Source organism: Novosphingobium sp. NBM11 (genome assembly GCF_015390225.1).
In the GTDB taxonomy this organism is placed as follows: Bacteria; Pseudomonadota; Alphaproteobacteria; order Sphingomonadales; family Sphingomonadaceae; genus Novosphingobium.
Genome location: NZ_VUOG01000001.1, coordinates 1,306,705 through 1,332,400 on the forward strand (window position 1 = coordinate 1,306,705; position 25,696 = coordinate 1,332,400).

Consider the following 25,696-nt stretch of genomic DNA (forward strand, 5'->3'; position numbering starts at 1 on the left):
GCGTTCCGCAATCCGTTTGCGGCTTGGTCCGCGACAAATCCCGCTTTCCTCCGATCGTTCCGGACCGCTTTATTCCCGTCCGGCGCGGATGGCCGCGCCCCCGGCGAAGGGCGCGATGGCCAGCGCGGCCAGGCTTGTCGCGGCGAGCAGCAGCAGGCCACCCTCGCCGCCGGGCTGGAGCGAGCCCGCGCCGAAGATCAGCAGCGGCACCGCCAGCGGGATCGCCAGCAGCCCCCCCAGCGCCGCACCCGCGCGCAGGCCGGCGGTAAGCGCGGCGATAGTCACGCCGATCGCGGCCAACCCCGGCGTGCCCAGCAGCAGCCCCAGTTCGACCACGCGCAACTGCCCGGCATCGAGCGAAAGCAGCCCGGCGGAAAGCGGCGCGGCGAGCAGCAGCGGCACCCCGAAGCTGATCCAGTGGGCGATGATCCGCACCAGCAGCAGCGCCTCTTCGGCAATGCCGCGCAAGGCCCATTGATCAAAGAAACCCGCCTCGAGGTCCGGTTCCACCAGCCGGTCGAGCGGGAGGATCGCGGCGAGCAACGCCGCCACCCAGATCACGCCCGCGCCGGTGCGGCCGAGCAGCCGCGCGTCCGGCCCCACCGCGAAGGGAAACAGCATGGCCACCGCGAGGAAGAACAGCAGCGGCAGCACCGCCCCGCCCCGCCCCTGCGCGCCGCGCAGCAGCAGCGCCAGATCGCGCGTGAAGATCGGCCAGAGACGCGCGATCATGCGACGTAATCCCGCAGCGCCAGCTGTCGCACCCCGGCGAGCGCGAGCGGCTGGTGCGAGGCGATCACCACCGCGCCGCCGCCCGCAAGATGCGCGGCGATGCGCTCCTGCGCCACGGCGGCCCATTGCGTGTCCAGCCCGTTGAGCGGTTCGTCGAGCAGCCAGATCGCGGCATGGCTGGCGGCCACGCGGGCCAGCGCGGCGCGCTTGCGCTGACCGGTGGACAAGTAGCGCACCGGCACGTCGAGCAGGTCTTCGAGGCCGAAATCCGCGCCCTCGTCCCCGCTGCCGTCGACCCGTCGCCAGAACGCCAGCGCCGCACCCAACGGCTGGTGCCCGTCCAGCGCGAGCCGTTCATCGGACAGCGCCAGCGCACCCTCGCGCTCCACCGTGCCGGCAAAGGGCCGGAGCAGGCCGGCGAGGATGCGGATCAGGCTGGACTTGCCGATACCGTTCGGCCCGGCAAGGTGCAGCGCCTCGCCCCCCTGCAACGCGAACGACAGGCCCTTGAACAGCAACCGGTCGCCGCGCCGGCAGGCGATGTCACAGGCAGCGAGATGGCAGGCTTGCATGGACCGGCTCGATAGGGGAAAGCGCGGCAACTGCCAAGGAGAGCCAGATGTCGATTGCCCGCCTGACCGACGCCGAACGCGACGAAGCCCTGGCCCGCCTGCCCGGCTGGGCGCTGCGCGAGGACGGCCTCGCCATCGTCAAGACCTTCCGCTTCGCCGATTTCGCCGAGGCCTTCGGCTTCATGGCGCGCGTGGCGATCCATGCCGAAAAGGCGGATCACCACCCCGAATGGTTCAACGTGTACAACCGCGTGGACATCACGCTGACCACGCACGACGCCGGTGGCCTGAGCACGCGCGATATAGCGCTGGCGACGGTGATCGAGGGGTTCGCCTAAATCGTCATTGCGAGGGGCGAAGCCCCGCGGCAATCCAGAGTCGCGCGCTGGACTCTGGATTGCTTCGCTACGCTCGCAATGACGAAGCGCGTCGAATCACCTCATCGCTCCGGGATCAGCCCCCCAGCGGCCTGAGGCTGGCCCTGCCCTGCTTGCGCACGCGGCCGGGCAGCCAGCGCGCCCCGAAGGCCAGCTTGCGCGCGGTAGCGCCGACCAGCGTGTGCAGCTTCTGGCCGTGGATGGCCGCCCATGCCGCGTCCGCCACTTGCGAAACCGGCGTGATTTCCAGCCCGGCTTCCTTGACACGGCCGCGAATATCCTCGTTCGAGGCCCGGTTCGGTGCGTGATCGAGCAATGGCGTATCGATGAAGCCGGGCATCAGATCGCGGACCTCGATGCCGTCGGGCGCCCATTCGGCATCGAGCGATTCGGTTAGCCCGCGCACCCCGAACTTGGTGGCGGTATAGACCGAGGCGCCGGGCGTGCCATAGATGCCGGCCGCGCTGGCAGTGTTGAGCAGGCAGCTTCCCGGCGCGCTCCGCTTGAGCCAGGGATAGGCGGCCTGCGCCCCGAAGATCACGCCCTTAAGGTTGATGTCGAGCGTGCGCTCGACCTCGTCCACGCCGAGGTCGGCGAGCTGCCCGCCGATGGGGATGCCGGCATTGTTGAACACCACGTCGATACCGCCCCCGGCGGCGCGCGCGAAATCGGCCAGCGCCGCATCCCACGCAGCGCGATCGCGCACGTCGAGCTTGTGGATCGAACTGGCACCCGCCGGCAGGAGCGCGGCGGTTTCCGCCATGCCCGCCTCGTTGATATCGGCGATACCCACGAACCAGCCTTCGCGCCCGAACCGCTGCGCCACGGCGCGGCCGATGCCGGATGCGCCGCCGGTGATGAAGATTGCCTTGCGTGCCATGAATGCCCAAGCCCCTCCGTAATTGGCCGTTCAAATTGCGTTGTTATGCGCAACTCATCCTACAGCGGCGGCGAACTTACAAGATGCGAGCGGTCAGAGCGCGGGGTTGTTGTAGCAGTGCCATGTGAAGATCGCCGCCGCGCCGCGATGGGGACGCCAGTCCTCGGCCAGGGCGCGGGTGCTTTTTTCGTCGGGCCGCTCCTCCAGCCCCAGCAGCTTGCCGAGGCCGACCTGCACCGCCAGATCGCCCGCCGGCCAGATGTCGGGCCGCCCTTCCGCGAACAGCAGATAGATTTCGGCCGACCAGCGGCCGATGCCCTTGATCCGCACGAGTTCGGCGATCGCCTCCTCGTCATCCGCCGGCAGGTTTTCGAGATCGAGCGCGCCGGACACAACCAGTTCGCACAGCGACCGGGCATAGCCCTGCTTCTGGCGCGACAGGCCGCAGGCGCGCAGCGCGTCGAAATCGGCGGCGAGCAGATCGTGCGGCGGCATGTCGTCGCCCAGCAGCGCCTCCAGCTTGGCCCAGACCGACGCCGCCGCCGAAACGCTGACCTGCTGGCCGACGATGGTGCGCAGCAAGGTGCGGTAGCCGGTGGCGCGGATGCGCGGTTCCGGATAGCCGACCCGGCCAAGCGCGGTCGCAATCCGGGGCGAACGCGCGGCGATGTGATCGAGCCCGGTGGCAATGGCATCGGCAGTCAAACCCACGGGCGTTCCATCCTTTCGCGCAGACCGGCTTGCCAAAGCCGGGGGCACTCATTAGCAGCCGCTTCCAAACGGGAACAGGGGGGCGGATTCCGTCCCTGAACGGAGACGCAAGCGATGCCCAAGATTGTCGTTGTCAATCGTGCTGGTGAAGAAAAGACCGTGGACGCCGACGCCGGCCTTTCGGTGATGGAAGCGATCCGCGACAACGGTTTCGACGAACTGCTGGCGCTGTGCGGCGGCTGCTGCTCGTGCGCGACCTGCCACGTCTATGTCGACCCCGCCTTCGCCGGCAAGATCGCGCCGATGAGCGAAGACGAGAACGACCTGCTCGACAGCTCGGACCACCGCAACGACCAGTCGCGCCTGTCCTGCCAGATCCAGATCACCGGCGAACTGGAAGGCCTGAAGATCACCATCGCGCCGGAAGACTGAGTACCAACCGTCATCCCGAGGTCCGTCATCCCGGCGCAGGCCGGGATCTCGGGCCGTTGATGGAAACCCCTGATAGGTTCGGCCCGGCCGCCTGAGATTCCAGCTTTCGCTGGGATGACGGGGGAGTGGGATGACGGGCAGGCGGATGCCCCTACAGGCGCAGACCCGCCGTCTCTTCGAGGCCGGCGATCAGGTTGAGGCTTTGCACCGCCGCGCCGCTGGCGCCCTTGCCAAGATTGTCGAGTCGCGCCACCAGCCGCGCCTGCGCGCCGTCGGCGCTGGCGATGACGTGCAGTTCCAGCCCGTCCCACGGCTCCATCGATCCGCGCAACAGCAGTTCGCCGTCCGCCGGCGGCTCCTGCGCCACCGTGACGATGGGCGAGCCGGCGTAGAACTGCGTGAGCGCCGCGCGCAGCAGATCGGGCGCGGGGTTGCCGGGAATGATCGACAGCGGCAGCGGCACTTCCACGATCATGCCGCGATGCGCCGGCACCACCGCCGGGCTGAACAGCGGCGCGATGGCGAGGTGCGCGTATTGCTGCATTTCCGGCACATGCTTGTGCCCGAAGGCCAGGCCATAGCCACGCCAGGCGATGTCGCGGTCCTGTTCGAACCGGGCGATCAGCGCCTTGCCGCCGCCCGAATAGCCAGACACGGCGTTGCAGCTATAGGGCCACGCCGCAGGCAGCAGGCCCGCGCGCACCAGCGGCGCGACCAGCGCGATGAAGCCGGTGGGGTAGCAGCCCGGATTGGAAATGCGCTTGGCATTGGCGACCGCTTCGCGCCCGACGATCTCGGGCAGGCCATAAGTCCACCCTTCCGCCACGCGGTGCGCGGTGGAGGCATCGATTACGCGGGTGCGGTCGTTGGCGATCATCGCCACGGCCGCCTTCGCCGCGTCATCGGGCAGGCACAGGATCACGACATCGGCGGCGTTGATCGCCTCGGCCCGCGCGGCATCGTCCTTGCGACGCGCCTCGTCCAGCGCGATCAGCGTGAATTCGGGCCGGTCGGCCAGCCGGTCGGCGATCTCGAGGCCGGTCGTGCCCGCGGCGCCATCGATGAAGACGGAGGTGGTCACGCGCCCGGCTCCGCCAGCGCGGCCAGCGGAACGTAGCCGACCAGCCCGTCCACGCCGACCTGCCCCCAGGCCCAGTTGCCCGCCATGTCGAGCACGTTGAATGCGGTGCCCGCATCCAGCGGCGCCATCACATCGGCATCGTCACGCCCGGCGCGACGCAGCTCGGTTCCGCCGGCGGCGATCACGCGCGGCAGCGGCACCGAATAGTGCGGCACGAAGACTTTACCCGCCAGACGGATGTGCGCCAGATCGCCTCGCACCGGCATATGGTCCGCTTCCAGGCGCGGCACCGGGCCTGACAGCGCGAGCTGTTCGGCGGGCACGGCATCGCCCGAAAAGGCAGACTGGGCGATCAAGGCGGACTCGATGGTCAATTCGGCATGTCCCCGGAAGCGGAAAAGCGCGCGCTTATACGGCCCGGCCCCCTCATTCAAGGGCTGGCCCTTCCGCCCCGGCCCGCCGGGCGCGCTACGCCGGCTGGCCATAGCGGTCGAGCAGCAGCCCCCAGGCCGCGCGCAGGCCCAGCGCCTCGCCCCCCTTGGGCCGCCCCGGCTTGGCCGCCGGACGCCACGCGAAAGTATCGAAATGCACCCAGTCGATCCCCTCGCCCACGAAGCGATCGAGGAACAGCGCGGCAACGCTCGATCCGGCGAAACCATTGGCGTGGCTGTTCATGATGTCGGCCACATCGGACTTCAGGTATTCGCGATAGCCATCGTGCAGCGGCAGGCGCCAGCACGGATCGTCGCGCTCCAGCCCCGCGCGCAACAGGGCCTCGGCCGTGCCGTCCTGCCGCGCGAACATCGCGGGCAAGTCCGGCCCCAGCGCGACGCGGGCCGCGCCGGTCAGCGTGGCGAAATCGATCACGAGTTCAGGCTTGTCCTCGCTGGCGCGCGCGAGCGCGTCGCCCAGCACCAGCCGCCCTTCCGCATCGGTGTTGGTGATCTCCACGCTCATCCCCTGCCGCGTGCGCAGAATGTCGCCGGGCCGGAAGGCGTTGCCGGAAATCGCGTTTTCCACCGCTGGAACAAGCAGATGCAGGTTTATCCTGAGACCGGCTTGCATGATCAGGCCGGCCAGCGCCAGCGCGTGCGCGGCACCGCCCATGTCCTTCTTCATCAGCGCCATGCCCGAGGACGGCTTGATGTCCAGCCCGCCCGAATCGAAGCACACGCCCTTGCCCACCACGGCAACGCGCGGGTGCTTCGGATCGCCCCAGACCAGCTCGATCAGGCGCGGGGCATGGCTGCGCGCGGCGGCGCGGCCGACGGCATGGACCATCGGGTAGTCGCGCTCCAGCACATCCCCGGCGAAGACGTGGATCTGCGCGTGATGCGCCTTGGCGAGCGCCCGCGCCTCGGCTTCGAGCTGCGCCGGCCCCATGTCTTCGGCGGGCGTGTTGACGAGATCGCGCACCATGGTGACCGCCGCCGCCTCGGCCAGCGCCGGATCGATCGCCTTGGCATCCTTGGTCAGCAGCACGCGCGGTTCGCCGCCACTGGCATCCTTGCGGTAGCGGTCGAAACGGTACTGGCCGGTGACCCAGCCGTGCAGCGCCTTGCCAGCCTCTCCGTTCGCCAGCCGGTAGGTGCCGCCGGGCAGGGTTTCGGCGAGCTTCGCCAGGCACCAGCTGGTGAGCGCCGCGCCATCGGCAACGCCGCCGGCCGCGAACCAGCCATCGCCATCGGGCAGGATCGCGACTTCGCCGGCCGTGCCTTCGAACTTCTGCGCGGCCAGGATCGCGCGCTGGCCGGGGGAGCGCGCCTTCTGCCATGCGGCGAAGGACGCCTTGTCGACCAGGTGGAGCGCGGTGGCGGCCTGTCCCCGGTCAGGTTGGATCAATGTGGGCTGGTTCAAGGGCGTGCGGTCGTTCATGTTGCGGCGGACCTTGCCGCAGCCGTGCGGCAAGCGCGAGAGGAAATTGCGATGAAGCACCCGGTTGCCGTTTCGATCACGACCCTGTCCATCGCCCCCGTCCTGTTCGGCGCGATGCTGGCGACGGGCGCGTGCAGCAAACCGGCACCAGCCACGCAGCCGGGCGCGGAGGCGTCCTCGTCGCACGCGCTGACCGCTCCCCCGGCGCCGCCCGCCCCGCCCCAGCCCATGCCGGCCGTGGCGCGCAAGGTTTCCGAAAACAACGATCTCTACGAGTTCGACTATGCCTATCCGGCGGCGGCCGGCGCGATCCCGGCGCTGCGCGACCAGCTCGACAAGGACCTGATCGAGAAGAAGCAGGGCCTGGTCAAAGAAGCCAGCGACGACCGCAAGGAAGCCAAGGCGAACGACTATCCCTTCCACGCCCATTCGCTTTCGCTCGACTGGAAGGTCGTGACCGACCTGCCCGGCTGGCTGAGCCTGTCGACGATCGTGGGCAGCTATTCGGGCGGCGCACACCCGAACTACGTCTATGACACGGTTTTGTGGGACAAGGCCGCCGGGCAGCGCCGTGGCGTGGCAGACCTGTTCACCTCGAAAGCCGCGCTGTCGCAGGCGATCCGCCAGCCGTTCTGCGCCGAACTCAACCGCCAGCGCGCGAAGAAGCGCGGCGAACCGGTGCCCGCGAACAGCGATTCCGAATTCGACGCCTGCATCGATCCGGTGGGCGAGACGGTGATCCTGGGGTCGGCCGGCAAGCAGGGCTTCGACCGCATCGGCGTGCTGGTGGCGCCATACGATGCCGGCCCCTATGCCGAAGGCTCGTATGAAGTGACCGTCCCGGTGACGAGCGCGGTGCTTGCCGCGGTGAAGCCGGAATACCGGGCCGCATTCAAGACGCGATGATCTCGCATTTTCGCGGGACACGCGCTATATAGCCCGCATGACCCAGTATGTGATCGCAGACGATACCGAAGTCCTCCCGCGCGACGGGACCATCAAGCTTCATGGCCCGGCCGGGTTCGAGGGCATGCGCAAGGCCGGCCGCCTTGCCGCCGAAATCCTCGACGCGCTGGCCCCGCTGGTGCAGCCGGGCGTGACCACGGCTGCGCTGGACGACGTGGTGCGGCAGATGACGCTGGACGCCGGCGCCGTGCCCGCCACGATGGGCTATCGCGGCTATGCGCATTCGTGCTGCATCTCGATCAACCATGTCGTGTGCCACGGCATCCCTTCGGACAAGACGCTGAAGGACGGCGATATCGTCAATATCGACGTGACCCCGCTGCTGGACGGCTGGCATGGCGATTCCAGCCGCATGTACCTGGTCGGCGACGTGCCGCTGAAGGCGCGGCGGCTGGTGGACGTGACTTACGAATGCCTGATGATCGGCATCGAACACGCCAGGCCCGGCGCGCGGCTGGGCGATATCGGCGCGGCGATCCAGGCCCATGCCGAACGGCAGCGCTATGGCGTGGTGCGCGACTTCTGCGGGCACGGGCTGGGCCGCCTGTTCCACGACGCGCCGGAAGTGGTCCATGTCGGCCGCCCCGGCACCGGCCCCGAACTGCGCCCGGGCATGTTCTTCACGATCGAGCCGATGATCAACCTGGGCAAGCCCGCCGTGAAGATTCTCGACGACGGCTGGACGGCGGTGACGCGCGACCGTTCGCTTTCGGCGCAGTTCGAACATTCCATCGGCATCACCGAGGATGGCTGCGAGATTTTCACGGCCAGCCCGAAGGGACTTCACCGACCGCCCTATTCGGCCTGAAGGTCGCTTCGAGCGGTCTGCCTGCCTGCTTTTTGAGCAGGGCTGCGCAAATTTTATGCATCTTTCGATCAACCGCGCGCAACTTGCAAAATGTTGCCCGCGGGCTGCCGATTCAATTCTTTCGCCACCCCCCGATTTTCCCGCTTTCCCGCCCTGCGGCGATGGCCTAGTGCAATCAAACAGCGCGTGGCACGATTCTTGTTAGTACCGTGTCACAGGGACAACCGCCGGACTCTGGCGCGAACAAGGTCGCAGATCGTGTCGCTTGGAGTTTGGCCCGTGTTGCAGGGGTCTGAACGACGTGAAAAAGGTCGAGGCGATCATCAAGCCCTTCAAGCTCGATGAAGTGAAGGAAGCGCTCCACGAAATCGGCGTTTCGGGTATTACAGTCACGGAAGCCAAGGGTTTCGGGCGCCAGAAGGGCCATACCGAACTTTATCGCGGCGCCGAATACGTCGTGGACTTTCTGCCGAAAGTGAAGCTTGAAGTCGTGGTGGCAGACGCCCTGGTCGACCGGGTGGTGGAGGCGATCGCCGCCGCCGCACAGACCGGCCGCATCGGCGATGGCAAGATTTTCGTGATCCCCGTGGAAGGCGTGCTGCGCATCCGCACCGGCGAACGCGATGACGCCGCCCTCTGACAGGGCGGTTTTCTGACAGGCTTGTCCGCCTGCCCGGCGCCACGGAGCCGGGCGGGCGGGCTCCCTCTTGGGAGGCTGGCTCAGGGACCGTCAGCCTTCAAGAGACTATCACCCCGCATGCCCCGATGAGGGGGGCAAGAAGAAGGACCAGCGATGGCAAGTGCAAAGGACATCCTCGCCCGTATCAAGGACGAGGAAATCGAGTGGGTCGATCTCCGCTTCACCGATCCCAAGGGCAAGTGGCAGCACCTGACCATGGTTGCTTCCATCCTGGGTGAAGACGAACTCGAAGACGGCCTGATGTTCGACGGTTCGTCGATCGAAGGCTGGAAGGCCATCAACGAGTCCGACATGATCCTCAAGCCGGATCTCGACGCGGTCTACATCGATCCGTTCAGCGCGACGCCGATGATGATCCTGGTCTGCGACATCGTCGAACCCTCGACCGGCGAACTCTATGCCCGCGACCCGCGTTCGACCGCGAAGCGCGCCGAAGCCTTCGTCAAGTCCTCGGGCATCGGCGATACCGTCTATGTCGGTCCGGAAGCCGAGTTCTTCGTGTTCGACGACGTGAAGTTCTACGACGGCTACAACGGCAACGGCTTCTCGATCGACGACATCGAACTGCCGACCAATTCGAACAAGGATTACGAAGGCGGCAACCTGGCGCACCGTCCGCGCGCCAAGGGCGGCTACTTCCCGGTCGCCCCGGTCGACAGCCTGGTCGATGTGCGTGGCGAAATGGTCTCGACCATGATCGAGATGGGTCTGCCCTGCGACAAGCATCACCACGAAGTGGCCTCGGCGCAGCACGAACTGGGCCTGACCTTCGGCACGCTCGTCACCACCGCCGACCGCATGCAGGTCTACAAGTACGTGGTGCAGCAGGTCGCGCACGCTTATGGCAAGACCGCCACGTTCATGCCGAAGCCGATCAAGACCGACAACGGTTCGGGCATGCACACCCACATCTCGATCTGGGACGCGGGCAAGCCCCTGTTCGCCGGCAACGGCTATGCCGGCCTGTCGGACATGTGCCTGTACTTCATCGGCGGCGTGATCAAGCACGCCAAGGCGCTGAACGCCTTCACCAACCCGACCACCAACAGCTACAAGCGCCTGGTGCCGGGCTATGAAGCCCCCGTGCTGCTCGCCTATTCGGCGCGCAACCGTTCGGCTTCGTGCCGCATCCCCTATGGCGCCGGCGACAAGGCCAAGCGCGTGGAATTCCGCTTCCCCGACGCGATGGCCAACCCCTACCTGTGCTACGCCGCGCTGCTCATGGCGGGTCTCGACGGGATCAAGAACAAGATCCACCCGGGCGAAGCGATGGACAAGAACCTTTACGATCTGCCGCCGGAAGAACTCGCCGCCGTGCCGACCGTCTGCGGTTCGCTGCGCGAAGCGCTGGACGCGCTGAGCGCCGACCACGACTTCCTGATCCAGGGTGGCGTGTTCACCAAGGACCAGATCGAAGCCTACATCGAACTGAAGTGGCCGGAAGTGATGCGCTGGGAAACCACGCCGTCGGCCGTCGAGTTCGACATGTACTACAGCGCCTGATCCGCGCCGCCCGCAAGGGACACGATCACCAGGGGGCGTCCGGACTTCGGTCCGGGCGCCCTTTGCTTTGGCGATTGTATCGCTTGCAAAGACGGAGCGCGGAAAGCCCACTCCGCTGCGCCTAACGCCGCCTGCGGCGGCGCAAGCCTCGTTCCCCTCCCGCTGGCGGGAGGGGTTTGGGGTGGGAAACTCCACGAGGCAGGCTGGAAGGGTGCACGCCGCCCACCCCGTGTCACTGGCCTGCGCCGGCCATAACGCCTATCGGTGGGCGATGGCCCGCCAGTACGATTTCCGCCCTGCCCGCGCCCTGCGCATCCACTGCCCCGTGGCGGAGCCGGTCCTGGCACGCCTGCTCGCGGGCGATCGCCAAGCGCTGGAGGACGACCCGGCGCTGGCGGCCATGCTCGCGATCGTGCGGGGCGATAATCCACTGGGCGATTTCGGTCTCTATCGCGGCGTCATGGAGCTCGCGCCCGGCTGGGAGCTGTTCACGCCGACGGCCACTGCCCGCCCCACGGCCGGCACTGCCAATGAAAACGCGGTGTCATCCACCGTGATCCTGACCGTCCACCTGCCGCACGATGCGCCGCAGGACCGGATCGATGCCGCGATCGGCGCGATCCTGCGCGCCCATCCCTGGGAAGTGCCGGTGATCGAGCTGACCGAAACCCGGCTGGTAACGCGCGCGCCCGAAGGGCGCTGAAAGCGGGTGCTTACCCGACGAGCCGCCGCGTAGCGCTCTCCTGGGCGTCGCGGGTCAATAGCGCGAACGCCTCCTGCGGCGCGAGCGCGGCCCAGAACAGGTGCCCCTGCACCAGCTCGCAGCCGGCCGCCTGGACGAGCTGGCGCTGGACATCGGTTTCGACGCCTTCGGCCACGACCTTCATCCGCAAGGTGTGGCCGAGCGAGACGATCGCGCAGAGGATCGAGTGGGCGTCGACATCGCCTTCGACATTCTGCACGAACGACCGGTCGATCTTGATCCGGTCGAACTGGAACGAACGCAGGTAGCTGAGGCTCGAATAGCCGATGCCGAAATCGTCGAGCGCGATGCGGAAGCCCATGCCGTTGAGTTCGCGCAGCACCGAGAAAACGTGCTCGCTGCGATCCAGCATCACGCCTTCGGTGACTTCCAGCACCACCCGGCGCGGGTCCATGCCGGTTTCGGCCAGGATCGTGCGCAGCGTGACGAGGAAATCGCTGGCCATGATCTGCAAGGGCGAGAGGTTGACCGAGATGTCGCACGGCCAGGCGTGGCATTCGTTGAACACCCGCCGCAGCACCCAGTTGCCCAGCGGGATCATCAGGCCCGCCTGTTCCGCCACGGGCACGAACAGGCCCGGCCGGATTTCCCCGCGATCGGGATGGTACCAGCGCAGCAGCGCCTCGAAGCCGTGGATGCCGCCATCGGGCAGCCCGATGATAGGCTGGAACGCCACCGACAGTTCGTCGCGCGCGATGGCGCGGCGCAGTTCCATTTCCATTTCGCGCCGCAGCTTCAGGCTGGCGTCCATATCGCGAGTGAAGCGGCGGTAGCGCGCGCGGCCGCGCTGCTTGGCGCGATAGAGCGCGATATCGGCGCGGCGCAGCAGTTCGCCCGGATCCTCGCTCTGCTCCGGCCCCCAGCTGATCCCGCACGAGCAGGTGACTTCCAGCGTGTTGCCGGAAATCAGGAAGGGTTCGCGCATCAGATCCATGATCTGCGTGCCCAGCTCGTCGGCCGTAGCGCGTCCGCCGGGCGATCGGCGCATCAGCACGAATTCGTCGCCGCCGAAGCGCGACAGGAAGTCGGTGGACGGCAAGGCCCGGCGCAGGCGCATGGCCACCTGCCGCACCAGTTCGTCACCGACGTGATGCCCCAGCGTATCGTTGACGACCTTGAAGCTGTCGATGTCGAGATAGGCGACGAACACGTCGCCCAGGCGCTGATCGTTGATGCAGGCCGAAAGCTCCTGCCGCAGTCGCTGCATGTAATGCACGCGGTTGGGCAGGCCCGACATCGCGTCGTGCATCGCGTTGTGCTGGGCTTGCGCTTCGCTCGCCACCAGTTCGCGCGTGGTGCGCATGTGACGGCGCACGATCATCACGCCACCGAGCAGCACCCCCACGAAGAACAGGATAAAGGCCGAAAGCAGGGGCGCGGTCCGCCGGATGATCGCTTCGCCGGGGCGGCGCGCCGCCCAATCGAGCCAGCCGATGGTCTGGCCGCTGGGATCGGCGATCGGCGTGCCGTTGCGCGCCTGGTCCGCGGACGGCGGACCATCGCTCACCCGCATATCGTCGAGCAGCACCGCGCGGCTGAGTTCCTGCAGCAGGGTTTCGTCCATGGTCCGGACGAGCAGCACGTAGTTGGGAGCGCGCTGCAACAGGTCAACGTGCGAATCGGGTATGATCGCGGCGACGGTCATGATCGCCAGCCGCCCCTGGTACCGGGAAAATTCGTAAAGCCCGCGCTCCATCGGGTAGCCGCGCCGGTCGACCGGCCACTTGCCGTCTTCGAGCGTGATCCACCGCGCGATATCTCCATCGTCCCGGCTTTCGCCGCGCGTGCGCGCGATCAGGCGGGCAACACGCGTTTGCAGGCCGGCGTAGCGGTCGGCTGGCGCATCCTCGCCCCGCTCCCACCCGCGCACCAGCGAACCATCGGCACGCACCAGAAAAACGTGATCGGCGCGCTGGCTGCCCCAGAAAAAGTAGCCGAGGTAGGTCCGCGTCCAGACCGGATCGTCGCCGAGCACCGCATGGCGCATGGCGTCATCCCAGGTCTGCTGCAGCTTCTGCGCCGCGAGTATCCGTTTGGCCGAGCTGTCGAGATAGTGCGCGACTCGGACGCGTTCGTCGCTCTGCGCCAGTTCGTCGGCGATGCGAGTCGAGTTGCTGAACGAGGCCACCAGGGCGACCGACAGCGCCACCAGCGCGAGGAAAGTGGCCACGACAATCCAACTGGAGCGCAACACGCCCGCCGTGCGCCGCAGCGCCGTTGCCCGTGACAGATACCCAATCGCCATGCATCGGGACGGTAGAGGCCCTATCCGAACAAATGGTTAGCGCGGCACTATCCATCGCCAACGATTTTGCACGTCCGGACGGTTGCAATCGGCTACTCAAACTTGCAAATCTGCGATGGCCTTCTTAATTGTTCGTAAGACTAACTTTTTCAGCGGGAGTAAGATATGCGCGAAAGGCTTCAGCACTATATCGACGGCAAATGGGTCGACAGCGAGGGCGGCCGTCGCCACGAGGTCATCAATCCCGCCACCGAGGAACCCTGCGCGGTCGTGACGCTGGGCAGCCAGGCCGATGTCGACAAGGCCGTTGCCGCCGCCAAGCGCGCCTTCACCACGTTCAGCAAGACGCCGGTGGCCGAGCGCAAGGCTCTGCTGGAACGCATCATCGCCGAATACAAGAAGCGGATCCCCGATTTCGCCGCCGCGATCAGCGAGGAAATGGGCGCACCCGTCAGCTTCGCCGGCACGGCGCAGGTTGGCGCGGGCATCGGCTACATGCTGGGCACGCTGGAAGCGCTGGACGGCTTCGAATGGGAAGAAGCGATTCCCGGCACGCCCAACGCGCGCATGGTCCACGAACCCGTCGGCGTGGTCGCGGCGATCACGCCGTGGAACTGGCCGCTCAACCAGATCTGCGCCAAGATCGCGCCGTGCATCGCGGCGGGCAACACCGTGGTGCTCAAGCCTTCGGAAGAATGCCCGACCAACGCTGCGATCTTCGCCGAAGTGCTGGACGCGGCCGGCGTTCCGGCAGGCGTGTTCAACCTCGTGCAGGGTGATGGCCCCGGCGTGGGCGTGGCGCTGACCGTGCATCCCGACGTGGACATGGTGAGCTTCACCGGTTCGACCCGCGCGGGCATCCAGATTGCCAAGAATGCGGCCGAAACCGTCAAGCGCGTGCATCAGGAACTGGGCGGCAAGGCGCCGAACCTCGTGCTCGAAGACGCCGATTTCGCCACCCACCTGCCGCCGACGCTGCAGGGCGTGGTTGCCAACACCGGCCAGAGCTGCATCGCGCCGACCCGCCTGCTGGTCCCCGCGGCGCGCAAGGCCGAAGCCGAGGCGTTCGTGAAGAACTACTTCGCGGCCGTGAAGGTCGGCAGCCCGGCCGACGAAGGCGCGCATATCGGCCCCGTGGTCAACAAGGCGCAGTGGAGCAAGGTGCAGAGCCTGATCGACGCCTCGATCTCCGAAGGCGCGAACCTGCTGGAAGGCGGCCCCGGCCTGCCGGACAACGTCAACCGGGGCTATTTCATCCGCCCGACGGTGTTTTCCGACGTGACGCCGGACATGACCATCTTCAAGGAGGAAACCTTCGGCCCGGTGGCGACGATCACCACCTATACCGACCTCGATGAGGCGATCGATCTGGCCAACAAGACCAGCTACGGCCTGTCTGCCACCGTCAGCGGCACGCCGGAATCGGCCGCCGACGTGGTCGGCCAGCTGCGCGCGGGCCTGGTCACGGTGAACGGCTGGGCCGGCGTGAAGGGCGGCGCGTTCGGTGGCTACAAGCAGTCGGGCAACGGCCGCGAGGGCGGCAAGTACGGCCTCAAGGACTTCATGGAAGTGAAGACCATCGCCCAGTTCTGATTTCCAGATTCTGATTTCCGGTACGCCGGAACGAAAGGGCCGGTGCATCCGCAGGGAAGCGCCGGCCTTTGCCGTTCGGGTTTGGGAAAGCCCACCCCCAACCCCTCCCGCAAGCGGGAGGGGAGAATTCGGGATATCCCCTCCCGCTTGCGGGAGGGGCAGCACCCCATCGCCCGGATCAGCCGGCCTGCCGCCAGCGGCGGGCACCCTCCGCCGCCTCCAGCGCGCGGGCGCGGCCGTTCATCGCGCCGGTAATGCCGGCAATCGCGCTGTTGAGCGCGCGGGCGGCATAGCGGCGCGCATGTTGCGCCAGTGCCTGTTCGCGCGTGGCGGCGGCGTCCATCGCGCGGGGATAGATCTCGCCCAGCAGGCGATCGAACGTGGCTTTCCAGCTGAACCGATCGACCACATGCGCCCGCGCGGCGGCGCGCATCGCGGCGTAATCGCCCTGCCAGACCTCCATCACCAGCCGCGCCATCGCGTCCACGTCATCCACCGGCGCCAGCCGCCCCAGCGCGGGCGTGACCCGTTCCAGCATCGCGCCCGAGGCGACGCCGACCACCGGCAACCCGCTCGCCTGCGCTTCCAGCACCGAGATGCCGAAGGTCTCGTCCGCCATGGCGGAGACATAGATGTCCGCCGATGCCAGCAGCCGCGCCAGTTCGGCACGATCGCCGACGAAACCCTGGAACGCCACGGGCAGCCCGCGCGCTTCCTCCACCATCCGGTCGCGCAGCTTGCCATCGCCGATCAGCAGCAGCGCGGCCCCGCAATCGGCCGGCAGCGCGCGGAACATCGCGAGCAGCCGGTCGGCGCGCTTTTCGTTGTCCAGCCGCCCGGCATAGACCAGCAGCGGCCCCTGCCCTTCCAGACCCAGCCGCGCGCGCAATCCGGGATCGCGGCGATCGGGGTGGAACACCGCCGGATCGACTCCAAGCGCCAGTTCGTCCACATGCTCGACGCCATAGGACGTCAGCATCGCGCGCATGTCCTGCCCCAGCGTATAGACCCGGTCGAATTCGCGATAGGTCGCTTCGGCATAGCCGGCGCTGACCTTGCGCAGTCCGCGCGCGACGAAATCGCCGAACAGTTCCGAACTGACGCGATAGACGTGGGCATTGGGAAAATCGGTGTGATAGCCGGCGACCAGTGTGGTGTGCGAGAACGCGCGGCGGTGATCGATCGCGGTCCAGGGCAGCACCCAGGGGCACAGCGATTCGATCACATCGGGCTGGTAGCGCGCCAGCACCGCGCGCACCGCCGCCGTGCGCAGGATGAAGCGGTAATTGGGGCTGCCCCGCACCGGATCGGCGCCGATCTCCACCCAGAGATGGCGGCCGTTCTCCACCACCCGGTCCTCGGCGCCCGGCACGATCTGCAACAGCCGGTGCCCGGTATGCTCCAGCACATGCGCACGCTTTTCGCGCAGATACGTGCCGATGCCGCCGCCGCCCTGGGGGGCATAGCTTTGCGTGAGGTCACAGATCAGGAGTTCGTTGCCGGCGATGGTCACGGATCCCTTCAATCGATCCGCTATGACTCTTTCGCGACCGCGGGCAAAATTCCTTGAACGGCGTCAATAATCCTTGCTGACGCGCAAGTTCAAACTCTCGTCCCCGATCGTCGCCACGGAGGCGAGCAGCGCCAGCCAGCGGGTGATGCGGAATTCGACCGACGTGGCGTTGTAGCCGCGCCCGTCGGTGACCAGTTCGACGAAGAACTTGCGGCCGAGGTACTTGCCGGCGGCGACGCTGGTGCCGCGCGGAATCGAGGCATCGGCGTTGAGGATGCGCAAGCGGTCAAGTCCGATGGCGCTGCGCAGCTTGTTGATCGGGTCCAGCCCGCCGCCGCCGCGCAGCGATGCCAGCGCGGCGGCAAGCTGCACCGCTTCCGGCGCCGAAATCTGCGTGATCGAGCTGCCGAACAGCAGCCGGCTGAGCAGTTCCTCTTCGGGCAGCGAAGGCGTGGAGGAGAAGGCGATCACCGGCTTCATCCCCGATCCGGTGATCGTGATCGTGGCGCTGACGCCGTTGGCATCGCCGCTGGCCGCGATATCCAGCCGGGGATCGATCGGCACTTCGCCGGCGAAGCGAATGCGGCCGCGCGTGAGGTCGAAACGCTTGCCGGCGAATTCGTAGCCGCCGCGCACCAGATCGGCGCTGCCGAATATCTGCGGGTTGGCGGTGGTGCCGCGCAGGCGGATGTCCGCGCCCCATTCGCTGTCCAGCCCCAGCCCACGCACGTCGATGCGGTTGGCGCCGGAGGCGTCGATCAGGAACGTCCATGGCGTGGACGGCGTGCGCGCCGGCGCGACGTCGGCACGCGGGTTGATCTCGCGCGTGGGGATCGAGGGCAGCTCCGCCACCGCGCTGGCGCTGCCGAGCGCCCAACGCGCCTGTTCGATGCGCACCCGGCCGGCGATGGTGCCGCCGATGCCATCGCTGACGATGCGCAGCGGGCCGGTCACCGTGGCCGCCATGTCATCCCGGTTGACGATGCGCGCGTTCTGCGCGGCCATGCGCAGATCGAGCGCGACGCCGCGCGAGACGATGTTGGACAGATCGATGGTGCCGCTGCCGGTAACCTTGCCGCCGTTGGCGGTGGTGCCGGCGAAACGGTTCAGCGACAGGCGCGAATCGTTGAACGTGCCGCTCGCCTGGATGTTCTGGATGTCGGTGCCGATCACGCTGCTTTGCACGCGCAGATCCTTGCTGGCGATGGCGCCGACGAACGTGGGATCGTCGAGCGTGCCGGTGATGTCGGCGCGCGCGCCGATGGTGCCGGTCAGGTCCATGAAGTCCACTGCCGCGAGGCGCCAGAGCGTTTCGGCCGGCCCGCCATAGCGGACCTGCGCCTGCAGGCGGCCGCCGCGCAGGCGCTCCAGCACGGTGCCGCCACGCGGCAGGCCGGAGAGAAGCGCCTGCACCCCGCCGCGCACGGTGCCGCCGTCCCGCCCGCCATCCTTGAACACCGCGCGCGCCTGCAGCGCCGAAGGATCGAGATCGGCAACCAGCGAAAGGTTCATCGGCCGCGAGGTGAGCACGAGGCCCGAGCGCGTCAGCCCGCGCACCTGCACCGCCGCATGGCCGGACGGCGCCCCGGTATGATCGTTGCGATAGTCGATTACGCCGGAAAGCGCCCCGCCGAGGCCAAGGTCCGCCACGACAATGTCCGCCAGCGAGAGCGGCATCCGCGCGATCTGGAGCTTCAGTTCGGTCGGCCCGCCCAGCACGTGCCCTTCGGCGATGACCGCGCCGCGCCCGAAATTGACCTGCGTCGGTTGCAGCCGCCAGCCTTCGCCCTCGCGCTCCAGCACCGCGCGGCGCGGCATCTGGATGGCGCGGCCGGAGTAATCGCCCGAAGCGAGCGCGACGATCTTGTCCGGCGCAATCGAGGCCGTGCCCTGCATGGCGAAGCGCGTGCCGCGCCGCCCGGCGATGGAGGCCGTGACGCTGCCCGCGCCGTTGACGAGCTTCGCGTTTACGGCCAGCCGCCCGATGAACAGCTGCCCCGCGCCGATGCCCTCGATATGCGCGGTGGCGTCGATCGTGCTCTTGCCCTCGGCCAGGAAGCCGTTCACCTCGACCTTGCCGTTGCCGATGGAAATCGGCCGCGCGCCGCCGAAGCGGGCGTTGCGCGCCGTGACCAGTGCGGTGATCGCCTGCCCGCCTTCCTTTGGATCGAGCCGGACGGTGCCATCGATCCCGCCGCCCGTGATCGCCAGATCGCCGCTGACGCCGGCCGTGGCAAGATCGAGCCCGCCGGTGATTTCCGTCTGCCAGACCTTGAAGTGCTCGATCGCGATCCGCGTCGGCCCCTTGGGCGGCGATTGCAGGCCCAGCACGCCATCGAACGGCCCCAGCGTGGAATCGCCCTTCGTTTCGATCCGGAACCCGTCGGCCACGGGGGACAGCGCCACGCGCACGTCCTTGAGGCCGGCGGCGGGCAAGGGATTGGCAAAGACCAGCACGGCGGACGGACCATCCTTGGCCACGGTCGCGTCGATGGTGAAATCGCCATAGTCGAGATGGCGCCCCTTGCCGACCACGGTGGTCCGGCCATCGGGGTGGACCTGCCCGTTCAGGGCAATGGCCAGCTTGCGCGAGGACAGGCGCGCATCGCTGAACCGCAGCGGGATCAGCGCGCCGGTGACGACGCCACCGGTAAAGCGGATGTTGCCGCCGGTCAGGTTCGCCAGCGTGCCGTTGTCGATCCGCGCCATGCGCCCGGCCGCATTGGCGCGCAGCGACCAGGGCACGCCGTTGCCCATGCCGAACACGATCTTGGCATCGGCATCGACCAGCCCCAGGTTGGGCAGCGCGAAGCCGCGCGCCGTGACCGGCCCGGCCAGCGCGTACATGCCCTTGGCCATGTCGCTGCGCAGCACCAGTCGCGCCGCCAGCCCCTTGAGATCGATCGCGAGCTGTTCCGAGGAAAGCTGGCTGCCCTGCACGACCAGATCGCCCTTCACGCTGGCGCCGACGAAGCGCGGGTCGATCATGCCGTTGCCGGTCACCACCTTCTTCGCGGTGACGGCCAGCGGCAGCAGCAGGCGCTTGCCGTTCCAGTTGGCGATACCGGCGGTGTGCAGCCCTTCGGCCTGCGTGGCGCCGCTCTTCAGCCGGTCAATGGTGAAATCATGGCGGATGGCGAGATCGCGGAGCGGCCCATCGAGCGTGGCGGCAAGGCGCACGCCGGCGAGTTCGGGAGAGGCCATCACCAGATCGGGCCGGCGCAGATCGGCCTTGAGCGCCAGCTGATCGACCCGGTTGTCGGTAAGATCAACCGCGCCCTGCCCCGTGGCGCGGAACGCCGCGCCGCCCACGTAATAGCGCCCGTCCAGCGTCGAATCCGCGAAGGTGCCCTGGTAGAACAGCGAAAGCTTGTTCCCCACGATGCGGCGTGCGGCGCCGGCCAGCAGCGCTTCGGGGAAGACCTGCCCGGCCACAGTGTAAGTGCCGGCGCGGTTGTCGATCAGGAAGCCGGCCAGCCGTTCGCCGTCCCGCCGGGCCACGGCCCAGCCGTGCCACGCGCGGAACCGGCCCTTGCCCGCCACTTTCGCCATGATATCGCTTTTCACACCGGTCAGCGCCGACAGCAGGCCGCCGCGCGGCGCGGCATAATCGAGCGCGAGATCGAACTTGTCGCGATCCGGCTCGCTATCAAGGTGCAGCGCCAGCCGGTCCTTGCCGCCCAGCCGGCCGTTGGCGTCGATCAGTGTGCGGCCCGAGCGGACATCGGCGCGCGCGGTCAGATCGACGCGGCGTCTTTCCCCCATCACGCCCGGCGCGATGGTAAGGGCATCGATCTCCAGCCGATCGACGCGGATATTGAACGACGGCAGGATCGGCGCGTTGGGATCACCCGGCTTCAGCTGCGGCCGGCGCAGCAGGGTGCCCCGGTGCAGCGCGAGCGTGCGGATGTCTAGCGTGTTGACCGTCCAGGCATAGGGCCGCCAGTCCAGATCGACATCGGGAACGGTCAGGAACGGGCCGTTGGGATCGCTGAGCACCACATCCTTGAGCCCGGCCTTGCCGAACAGCGAACCGTCGATCCGGCCCACGGTGATGCGCAGGCCCGAGGCGGGGGCCAGCGTGGCGATCCGGTCGGCGACGAAGCGGTGGCCGATCGGCGAATCGAGTAAGAGCAAGGCGCCCAGCAGAGCCATTGCCAGCACGGCCAGAACCGCACCGATCCGCCGCGTCCAGCGCCAGACGAAGCCGGACGCGGATGCCGGCGGGGGCGGCGGCGGCGGCGGGGGTGGCGGCGGGGGGCCGGCATCGGGGCCTTCCGGCGGCAACGCGGCGGGTACGGTTTCGTCCGCCATCAGAACGCCTGCCCCAGCGCGACATAGACGCCGATGCGGCTATCGCCCTTCGACGGGTTGAGCGGCGTGCCGAGATCGATGCGGATCGGGCCGAAGTTGGTCTGGTAGCGGATGCCCACCCCGACGCCGACCTTGATATCGCGGAAGCGCGGTGTCGTGGTTTCGTCCACCGCGCCGGCATCGACGAACGGCACGACGCTGACCGCACCGCCCATCAGCCCGGTCTTGACGCGCGCCTCCAGCGAGAATTCGGTCAGCGAACGGCCGCCGCTGGGCGCGCCGGTCGTGTCACGCGGGCCGATCTGCTGATAGCCATAGCCGCGCACCGACGATCCGCCGCCGGCATAGAACCGGCGCGATGGCGCGATGCTGGCGATGTCCGCACCCTGGATCGCGCCGAACCGCACGCGGCCGGCCATGACCACGCTGTCGCTGACCGGGCGATAGAGGCTCGCGTCGAGCTGGACCTTCACATACGTCGAGTTCGCACCGGCCTGGCGCGAGATTTCGGGCGAGACGCGCAGCGCCACGCGGAAACCGCGCGTGGGATCGAGCAGGCTGTCGCTGCCGTCATAGGCCCCACGCAAGGGCAGCGCGCCGATGAAATAGGTCTTGCGCGGCTGGGTGCTGTCCTCGCGCTCGCTGGTGGCCACCACTTCGAGGCCCGCCGAATAGACCCACGGCTTCTGGAACAGCAGCGTCGTCTGCCGCTCGATACTGCTGACCAGCGACAGGGTGCGCGCCTGATAGGCATCGCTCACCTTGGTCTGGGCATAGAGATCGGCGGTCAGCACCTGATCGCGCGTCAGGAAGTTGTTGCGGCGATAGATCACGCCCAGCAGCTGTTCGCGGGTGCCGGCCACGCCGCGCACGCGCACCATGCCTTCGGGCGGAATCAGGTTGCGGTGCTCCCAGCTCGCCTCGACCCGGAAGCCTTCGCCGCTGGAATAGCCGATCAGCGCCGCCACGGTGCGCTGCGGGGCCTTGGCCATATCGACATCGACATCGACCACGCCGGGCTTGCCGGCGGCAGGCGGCGTCACTTCGCGCGTCTTGACCGTGACCGACGAGACCAGGCTGGTCGCCAGGATCGCCTGCCGCAGATCGTCGAGCATGGCGGTCTGATAGACATCGCCCGGCCGGAATCGCGCGATATGCTGGATGTGGCGCGATCCCATGAAGCGCGGCATCCCGCTGACCACTTGCCCGAACACGTAGCGGCCGCCGCTCGTCACCGGCACCGTCAGATCGCCGGTGCGCGGCTCGTGATCGATCACCAGTGCCGGCTCGCCCACCTTGGCGAAGGCATAGCCGGTGTCGCCCAGCGTGGCGGCAAGATCGGCGCGGCCCTTGAGGATCTTCTCGGTATTGACCGGATCGCCGACGCGGACACCAAAGGCCGCGCGCAGGGTCTCGTAGTCCGCGCCCGTTCCGGCAATATCGCCGAGATCGATCTTCGCCAGGCGATACTGCGGCCCCGGCACCACATCGAACCGCACGACCACCTTGGACAGATCGATGGCATTGCGGCGCGGACCGCGCCGCGCCCCGTTGCCACCCTCCGCGCTGGCAGACGCCGCCGAAGCCGCCGCCTCGCTCTGCGGCGTGACGATCGACTGGTAAACCTCGGCGTCGTAATAGCCATAAGTGCGCAGGATTTCGACGATCAGGTCGCGATCGCTGCGCGCGCGGCGGGTCAGCTGGGCAAGGTTGTCCTCGTCATCGTCTAGCGAATGCAGGCTGGAGAGGCCGGAGAACCGCGAAACCAGTTCATCGCGTTCGGGGAAGGCATCGGTGGGCGAGAACGCCAGATCGACCTGCCCGCCGACGTGCGAGAGCGAGGCATCGGGGATCAGCGCATTGCGCGCGCTTTCGACCTGCTGCTGTTCGCCATCCAGCGCATCGACCGCGCCATCCACCTGCTGCTGCGCCAGCGCGATGTCCGGATCGGGATCGAGCGGCTTGAATGGCGGAAGATCGGCGGTCTGCGGCCAATCGATGGTGATGCCGGGAATGTCGGTCAGCGCCTGCAACGGTTCGGTCGCGCCCAACAGGGCGGCGACATCGGGCGCGGGCTGGCGCGCGGCATCGGTATCGAGCGCCCAGCTTTCGGCATTGTCGATCGCGGAATCGGGAATCAGGTCCTTGAGCGCCTGGTCGGTATCGCGCGATTGCGCCAGCGCCATCGGCGCGGGCACCAGCGCGAAAACGAGCGCCGCCGCGATGATCCGCGTCAGCGATCCAGACATCCGCAACGAAGCATGATCAGGCCGGACGGTAGATTTCCTGTCCGGCGTGCAGACCATCCTTGCCCCCGCGCTCGAAAGCGTCCTGCCGCGGGGTGGCCGCGCGATCGATGGCACTGGCCTGCTCATCAGTCGAGAAACGCTCCCAGCCATCGCGGCCAAGGCGTTCGAGCGGACGGAAGCGCACCTTGTACTGCATGCGCGAAGATCCTTCGACCCAATACCCCAGGTAGACGTAGGGCAGGCCGATTCTCGCCGCGTGCAGAATGTGATCGAGGATGATGTAGGTTCCAAGCCCGGTGCGCGTCTCGTGATGTGGATCGTAGAAACTGTAGATCATCGAAAGACCATCGCCCTGATGGTCGGTAAGGCAGGCTCCCACCAGTTTGCCCGGCGCGCCACCCACGCCCGGTTCCCTGTATTCAATCACATAGCTTCTGACTGGCGTATGTTCCACCATGTCAGCAAAATCCATCTCGTCCATCGCCGCCATGCCCCCATCGGGGTGGCGCGCCGACAGGTAACGCCGCAGGAGGTCAAACTGTTCCTGCGTCGACCACGGCTTGCATGCAGTAACAATCAGGTCCGAATTGGCCTTGATCGCCCGGCGCTGCGCCGAAGATGGCTGAAATTCGTCCGACACGACGCGCACAGACACGCAGGCGGTGCAATCGATGCAGCTGGGGCGGTAGGCGACGGTCTGGCTGCGGCGGAAACCGATACGGCCCAGCGCGTCGTTCAGGTCGTCGGCATGCGGCCCCTTCAGCTCGGTGAACACCTTCCGTTCGCTCTTGCCCTCAAGATAGGGGCACGGCGCGGGGCTCGTCACGAAAAAGCGGGGAAAACGGACGGGCGCGGTCACGGCCTGCTGGGCTTCCTCTGGGCGTCCGGACCATCCGGCGCCGTTCAAAAACGACAATGCCTCAGCATCGAACTTGGTGAAAGACCCTTAACCACGAAATTATGCGCCTCAGTCCGTCTCGAGGCCGGCGCAGGCCCGGTTTGCGCCGCCCTGTCCCGCTTCCGGACGACAGGGCGGCGCATCCTTTACGAGACGGACACTCCCAGAACGGTCAGGCGAAGCGCGATTTCAGCCCAATTCGATCTGAACCACGTCATATCCCTTGGCGCGCAGCGCCGCGACCAGCAGGTCGATCTGCTCGCGATCGCGCGCCTCGCATTCGATCTCGGCCGTCAGTCCCTTGGCCGGGAGCGAGGTGAAGATGCGCTGGTGCCAGACTTCGAGAATGTTCACCTGGTAGCGGTTGAACTCCTCGACCACGTGGAACAACGCGCCCGGGCGATCCTGCAGCACGATGCGCAGGCGGCCAAGACGGCCCGACCGCGCCAGATCGCGCAGCAGTACGTTGGCGAGCAGGCGGGTATCGATGTTGCCGCCGGTCAGCACGATGCCCACGTTGCGCCCTTCGAACAGGGCGCGGTTGCGCATCACCGCGGCGAGCCCGGCCGCGCCCGCGCCTTCGACCACGATCTTCTCGATCTGGAGCAGCAGCGCCACCGCGGTTTCGAGCGCGGCTTCATCGACCAGCACGATATCGTCGACAAGCTGGGCCAGCACGGCCGAGGTGAAGGCGCCCGGCTCCTTGACCGCGATGCCTTCGGCAAGGGTATCGCCGCCGCATGGCAGATCGGCGTGCTTCAGCTTGTCGTACATCGACGGATAAAGCTGCGCCTGCACCCCGATCAGGCCGATATCGGGCTTCAGCGCCCGCGCCGCCGTGCCCATGCCCGAAAGCAGCCCGCCCCCGCCGATCGGCACCGCCAGCATGTCGATCTCGGGCGCGTCCTCCAGCATCTCCAGCGCCACCGTGCCCTGCCCGGCGGCGACCTGCGGATCGTCGAACGGATGAACGAAGGTCAGCCCGAGCTGCTTTTCCATCGACCGGGCATAGGCATAGGCCTCGTCGAACGTCTCGCCCTCGAGCACGACCTTGCCGCCGTTGCTCTCGGTCTGCATGATCTTCACCGTCGGCGTCGTCTTGGGCATGACGATGGTGACGGGGACGCCCAGCCGCGTGCCGTGGTATGACAGACCTTGCGCATGGTTGCCGGCCGAAGCCGCGATCACGCCGCGCGAACGGCGTTCCTCATCGAGTTGTAGAAGGGCATTGAGCGCGCCGCGTTCCTTGTAGGCGGCCGTGAACTGGAGGTTTTCGAACTTGAGCCAGATGTTGGCGCCGGTGATGGCGCTCAGCGTCCTGCTGTAAAGCGTGGGGGTGCGCACCACCTGTCCGCTAATTCGCTCCGCCGCCGCGCGTACCTCGGCGATGTCGAGCAGGGCACCGGGATTGTCGGTGGGCTGCTGAGCGGATGAACGGACCAGATTTTCCATGCAGGCGCCCTAATGCAAAGGGCGCGCCAAGG

General features: G+C 67.6%; 21 protein-coding genes. 8 read left to right on the forward strand and 13 right to left on the reverse strand.

The window, feature by feature from the left end:
- Positions 1-69: 69 nt before the first annotated feature.
- Both ccmB and ccmA read right to left on the reverse strand, forming a co-directional pair.
- Positions 70-732, reverse strand: coding sequence for a heme exporter protein CcmB (gene ccmB, locus F1640_RS06230; protein ID WP_124809011.1), 663 nt, complete (start codon positions 730-732; stop codon positions 70-72).
- A complete protein-coding gene (ccmA, locus tag F1640_RS06235) occupies positions 729-1,304 on the reverse strand; it encodes a heme ABC exporter ATP-binding protein CcmA (protein ID WP_194918300.1) in 576 nt (191 codons plus the stop codon). Before ccmA ends, ccmB begins: the two co-directional genes overlap by 4 nt.
- Before the next feature lie 11 nt (positions 1,305-1,315).
- On the opposite strand from ccmA, the gene F1640_RS06240 reads away from it, so the two are divergent.
- Positions 1,316-1,642, forward strand: coding sequence for a 4a-hydroxytetrahydrobiopterin dehydratase (locus F1640_RS06240; protein WP_309229314.1), 327 nt, complete (start codon positions 1,316-1,318; stop codon positions 1,640-1,642).
- Between the two features lie 115 nt (positions 1,643-1,757).
- On the opposite strand, the gene F1640_RS06245 is transcribed toward F1640_RS06240, so the two are convergent.
- Together F1640_RS06245 and F1640_RS06250 are read right to left on the reverse strand one after the other, a co-directional pair.
- The gene (locus F1640_RS06245; RefSeq protein ID WP_194918304.1) at positions 1,758-2,561 is read right to left on the reverse strand and encodes an SDR family oxidoreductase; all 804 of its coding nucleotides are present in this window, start codon (positions 2,559-2,561) and stop codon (positions 1,758-1,760) included.
- A 93-nt stretch (positions 2,562-2,654) separates the two neighbouring features.
- Positions 2,655-3,272: a DNA-3-methyladenine glycosylase gene (locus F1640_RS06250; protein WP_124809007.1), complete on the reverse strand. Its 618-nt coding sequence runs from the start codon at positions 3,270-3,272 to the stop codon at positions 2,655-2,657.
- 114 nt (positions 3,273-3,386) lie between these two features.
- Here F1640_RS06250 and F1640_RS06255 point away from each other — a divergent pair, with 114 nt between their 5' ends.
- A complete protein-coding gene (locus F1640_RS06255) occupies positions 3,387-3,704 on the forward strand; it encodes a 2Fe-2S iron-sulfur cluster-binding protein (RefSeq protein WP_124809006.1) in 318 nt (105 codons plus the stop codon).
- Between the two features lie 151 nt (positions 3,705-3,855).
- Here the strand turns inward: F1640_RS06255 and argC are convergent, their stop codons facing one another.
- From argC to F1640_RS06270, 3 genes are all read right to left on the reverse strand, one after another.
- Complete coding sequence (gene argC / locus F1640_RS06260) at positions 3,856-4,785, reverse strand: N-acetyl-gamma-glutamyl-phosphate reductase (RefSeq protein WP_194918305.1); 930 nt, start codon at positions 4,783-4,785, stop codon at positions 3,856-3,858.
- Positions 4,782-5,159: an SH3 domain-containing protein gene (locus F1640_RS06265; protein ID WP_255530291.1), complete on the reverse strand. Its 378-nt coding sequence runs from the start codon at positions 5,157-5,159 to the stop codon at positions 4,782-4,784. Before F1640_RS06265 ends, argC begins: the two co-directional genes overlap by 4 nt.
- A 94-nt stretch (positions 5,160-5,253) precedes the next feature.
- On the reverse strand, positions 5,254-6,660 hold the full coding sequence (locus F1640_RS06270) for a M17 family metallopeptidase (protein ID WP_194921197.1): 1,407 nt from the start codon (positions 6,658-6,660) through the stop codon (positions 5,254-5,256).
- Between the two features lie 51 nt (positions 6,661-6,711).
- Between F1640_RS06270 and F1640_RS06275 the strand changes: the two genes are divergently transcribed.
- The 5 genes from F1640_RS06275 to F1640_RS06295 all read left to right on the forward strand — a co-directional run bounded on the left by F1640_RS06275 (position 6,712) and on the right by F1640_RS06295 (position 11,340).
- Complete coding sequence (locus F1640_RS06275) at positions 6,712-7,566, forward strand: DUF4163 domain-containing protein (protein ID WP_255530292.1); 855 nt, start codon at positions 6,712-6,714, stop codon at positions 7,564-7,566.
- A gap of 37 nt (positions 7,567-7,603) precedes the next feature.
- Entirely contained in the window at positions 7,604-8,434 is an 831-nt protein-coding gene (gene map, locus F1640_RS06280) for a type I methionyl aminopeptidase (RefSeq protein WP_124809004.1), read from the forward strand.
- A gap of 301 nt (positions 8,435-8,735) precedes the next feature.
- Complete coding sequence (locus tag F1640_RS06285; RefSeq protein WP_124809003.1) at positions 8,736-9,074, forward strand: P-II family nitrogen regulator; 339 nt, start codon at positions 8,736-8,738, stop codon at positions 9,072-9,074.
- Positions 9,075-9,227: 153 nt separating this feature from the next.
- A complete protein-coding gene (gene glnA, locus F1640_RS06290; protein ID WP_124809002.1) occupies positions 9,228-10,637 on the forward strand; it encodes a type I glutamate--ammonia ligase in 1,410 nt (469 codons plus the stop codon).
- Between the two features lie 211 nt (positions 10,638-10,848).
- Complete coding sequence (locus F1640_RS06295) at positions 10,849-11,340, forward strand: hypothetical protein (RefSeq protein ID WP_309229207.1); 492 nt, start codon at positions 10,849-10,851, stop codon at positions 11,338-11,340.
- Between the two features lie 10 nt (positions 11,341-11,350).
- Here F1640_RS06295 and F1640_RS06300 read toward each other — a convergent pair whose 3' ends face one another.
- Complete coding sequence (locus F1640_RS06300; RefSeq protein ID WP_309229208.1) at positions 11,351-13,570, reverse strand: bifunctional diguanylate cyclase/phosphodiesterase; 2,220 nt, start codon at positions 13,568-13,570, stop codon at positions 11,351-11,353.
- A gap of 240 nt (positions 13,571-13,810) precedes the next feature.
- Here F1640_RS06300 and F1640_RS06305 point away from each other — a divergent pair, with 240 nt between their 5' ends.
- The gene (locus F1640_RS06305; protein ID WP_194918309.1) at positions 13,811-15,238 is read left to right on the forward strand and encodes an aldehyde dehydrogenase family protein; all 1,428 of its coding nucleotides are present in this window, start codon (positions 13,811-13,813) and stop codon (positions 15,236-15,238) included.
- A 178-nt stretch (positions 15,239-15,416) separates the two neighbouring features.
- On the opposite strand, the gene F1640_RS06310 is transcribed toward F1640_RS06305, so the two are convergent.
- From F1640_RS06310 to F1640_RS06330, 5 genes are all read right to left on the reverse strand, one after another.
- Positions 15,417-16,751: a glycosyltransferase gene (locus F1640_RS06310; protein WP_309229209.1), complete on the reverse strand. Its 1,335-nt coding sequence runs from the start codon at positions 16,749-16,751 to the stop codon at positions 15,417-15,419.
- 63 nt (positions 16,752-16,814) lie between these two features.
- Positions 16,815-21,065 (reverse strand): translocation/assembly module TamB domain-containing protein, encoded by a 4,251-nt coding sequence (locus F1640_RS06315; RefSeq protein ID WP_194918310.1) that lies wholly within the window; start codon positions 21,063-21,065, stop codon positions 16,815-16,817.
- Positions 21,065-23,314 carry an autotransporter assembly complex family protein gene (locus F1640_RS06320; RefSeq protein ID WP_255530293.1) on the reverse strand — a complete coding sequence of 750 codons (2,250 nt, stop codon included), beginning with the start codon at positions 23,312-23,314 and terminating at the stop codon, positions 21,065-21,067. Before F1640_RS06320 ends, F1640_RS06315 begins: the two co-directional genes overlap by 1 nt.
- Before the next feature lie 16 nt (positions 23,315-23,330).
- Complete coding sequence (locus F1640_RS06325; protein ID WP_124808997.1) at positions 23,331-24,173, reverse strand: arginyltransferase; 843 nt, start codon at positions 24,171-24,173, stop codon at positions 23,331-23,333.
- A 228-nt stretch (positions 24,174-24,401) separates the two neighbouring features.
- The gene (locus F1640_RS06330) at positions 24,402-25,664 is read right to left on the reverse strand and encodes a threonine ammonia-lyase (protein WP_125957158.1); all 1,263 of its coding nucleotides are present in this window, start codon (positions 25,662-25,664) and stop codon (positions 24,402-24,404) included.
- Between the last annotated feature and the right edge of the window lie 32 nt (positions 25,665-25,696).

What these genes read in the sequence shown, in the direction of transcription:
- ccmA (WP_194918300.1), bottom strand. Translation starts at nt 1,304, where the DNA reads ATGCAAGCCTGCCATCTCGCTGCCTGTGACATCGCCTGCCGGCGCGGC.
- map (WP_124809004.1), top strand. Translation starts at nt 7,604, where the DNA reads ATGACCCAGTATGTGATCGCAGACGATACCGAAGTCCTCCCGCGCGAC.
- glnA (WP_124809002.1), top strand. Translation starts at nt 9,228, where the DNA reads ATGGCAAGTGCAAAGGACATCCTCGCCCGTATCAAGGACGAGGAAATC.
- F1640_RS06320 (WP_255530293.1), bottom strand. Translation starts at nt 23,314, where the DNA reads ATGTCTGGATCGCTGACGCGGATCATCGCGGCGGCGCTCGTTTTCGCG.
- F1640_RS06255 (WP_124809006.1), top strand. Translation starts at nt 3,387, where the DNA reads ATGCCCAAGATTGTCGTTGTCAATCGTGCTGGTGAAGAAAAGACCGTG.
- ccmB (WP_124809011.1), bottom strand. Translation starts at nt 732, where the DNA reads ATGATCGCGCGTCTCTGGCCGATCTTCACGCGCGATCTGGCGCTGCTG.
- F1640_RS06275 (WP_255530292.1), top strand. Translation starts at nt 6,712, where the DNA reads ATGAAGCACCCGGTTGCCGTTTCGATCACGACCCTGTCCATCGCCCCC.
- F1640_RS06245 (WP_194918304.1), bottom strand. Translation starts at nt 2,561, where the DNA reads ATGGCACGCAAGGCAATCTTCATCACCGGCGGCGCATCCGGCATCGGC.
- F1640_RS06330 (WP_125957158.1), bottom strand. Translation starts at nt 25,664, where the DNA reads ATGGAAAATCTGGTCCGTTCATCCGCTCAGCAGCCCACCGACAATCCC.
- F1640_RS06270 (WP_194921197.1), bottom strand. Translation starts at nt 6,660, where the DNA reads ATGAACGACCGCACGCCCTTGAACCAGCCCACATTGATCCAACCTGAC.
- F1640_RS06315 (WP_194918310.1), bottom strand. Translation starts at nt 21,065, where the DNA reads ATGGCGGACGAAACCGTACCCGCCGCGTTGCCGCCGGAAGGCCCCGAT.
- F1640_RS06305 (WP_194918309.1), top strand. Translation starts at nt 13,811, where the DNA reads ATGCGCGAAAGGCTTCAGCACTATATCGACGGCAAATGGGTCGACAGC.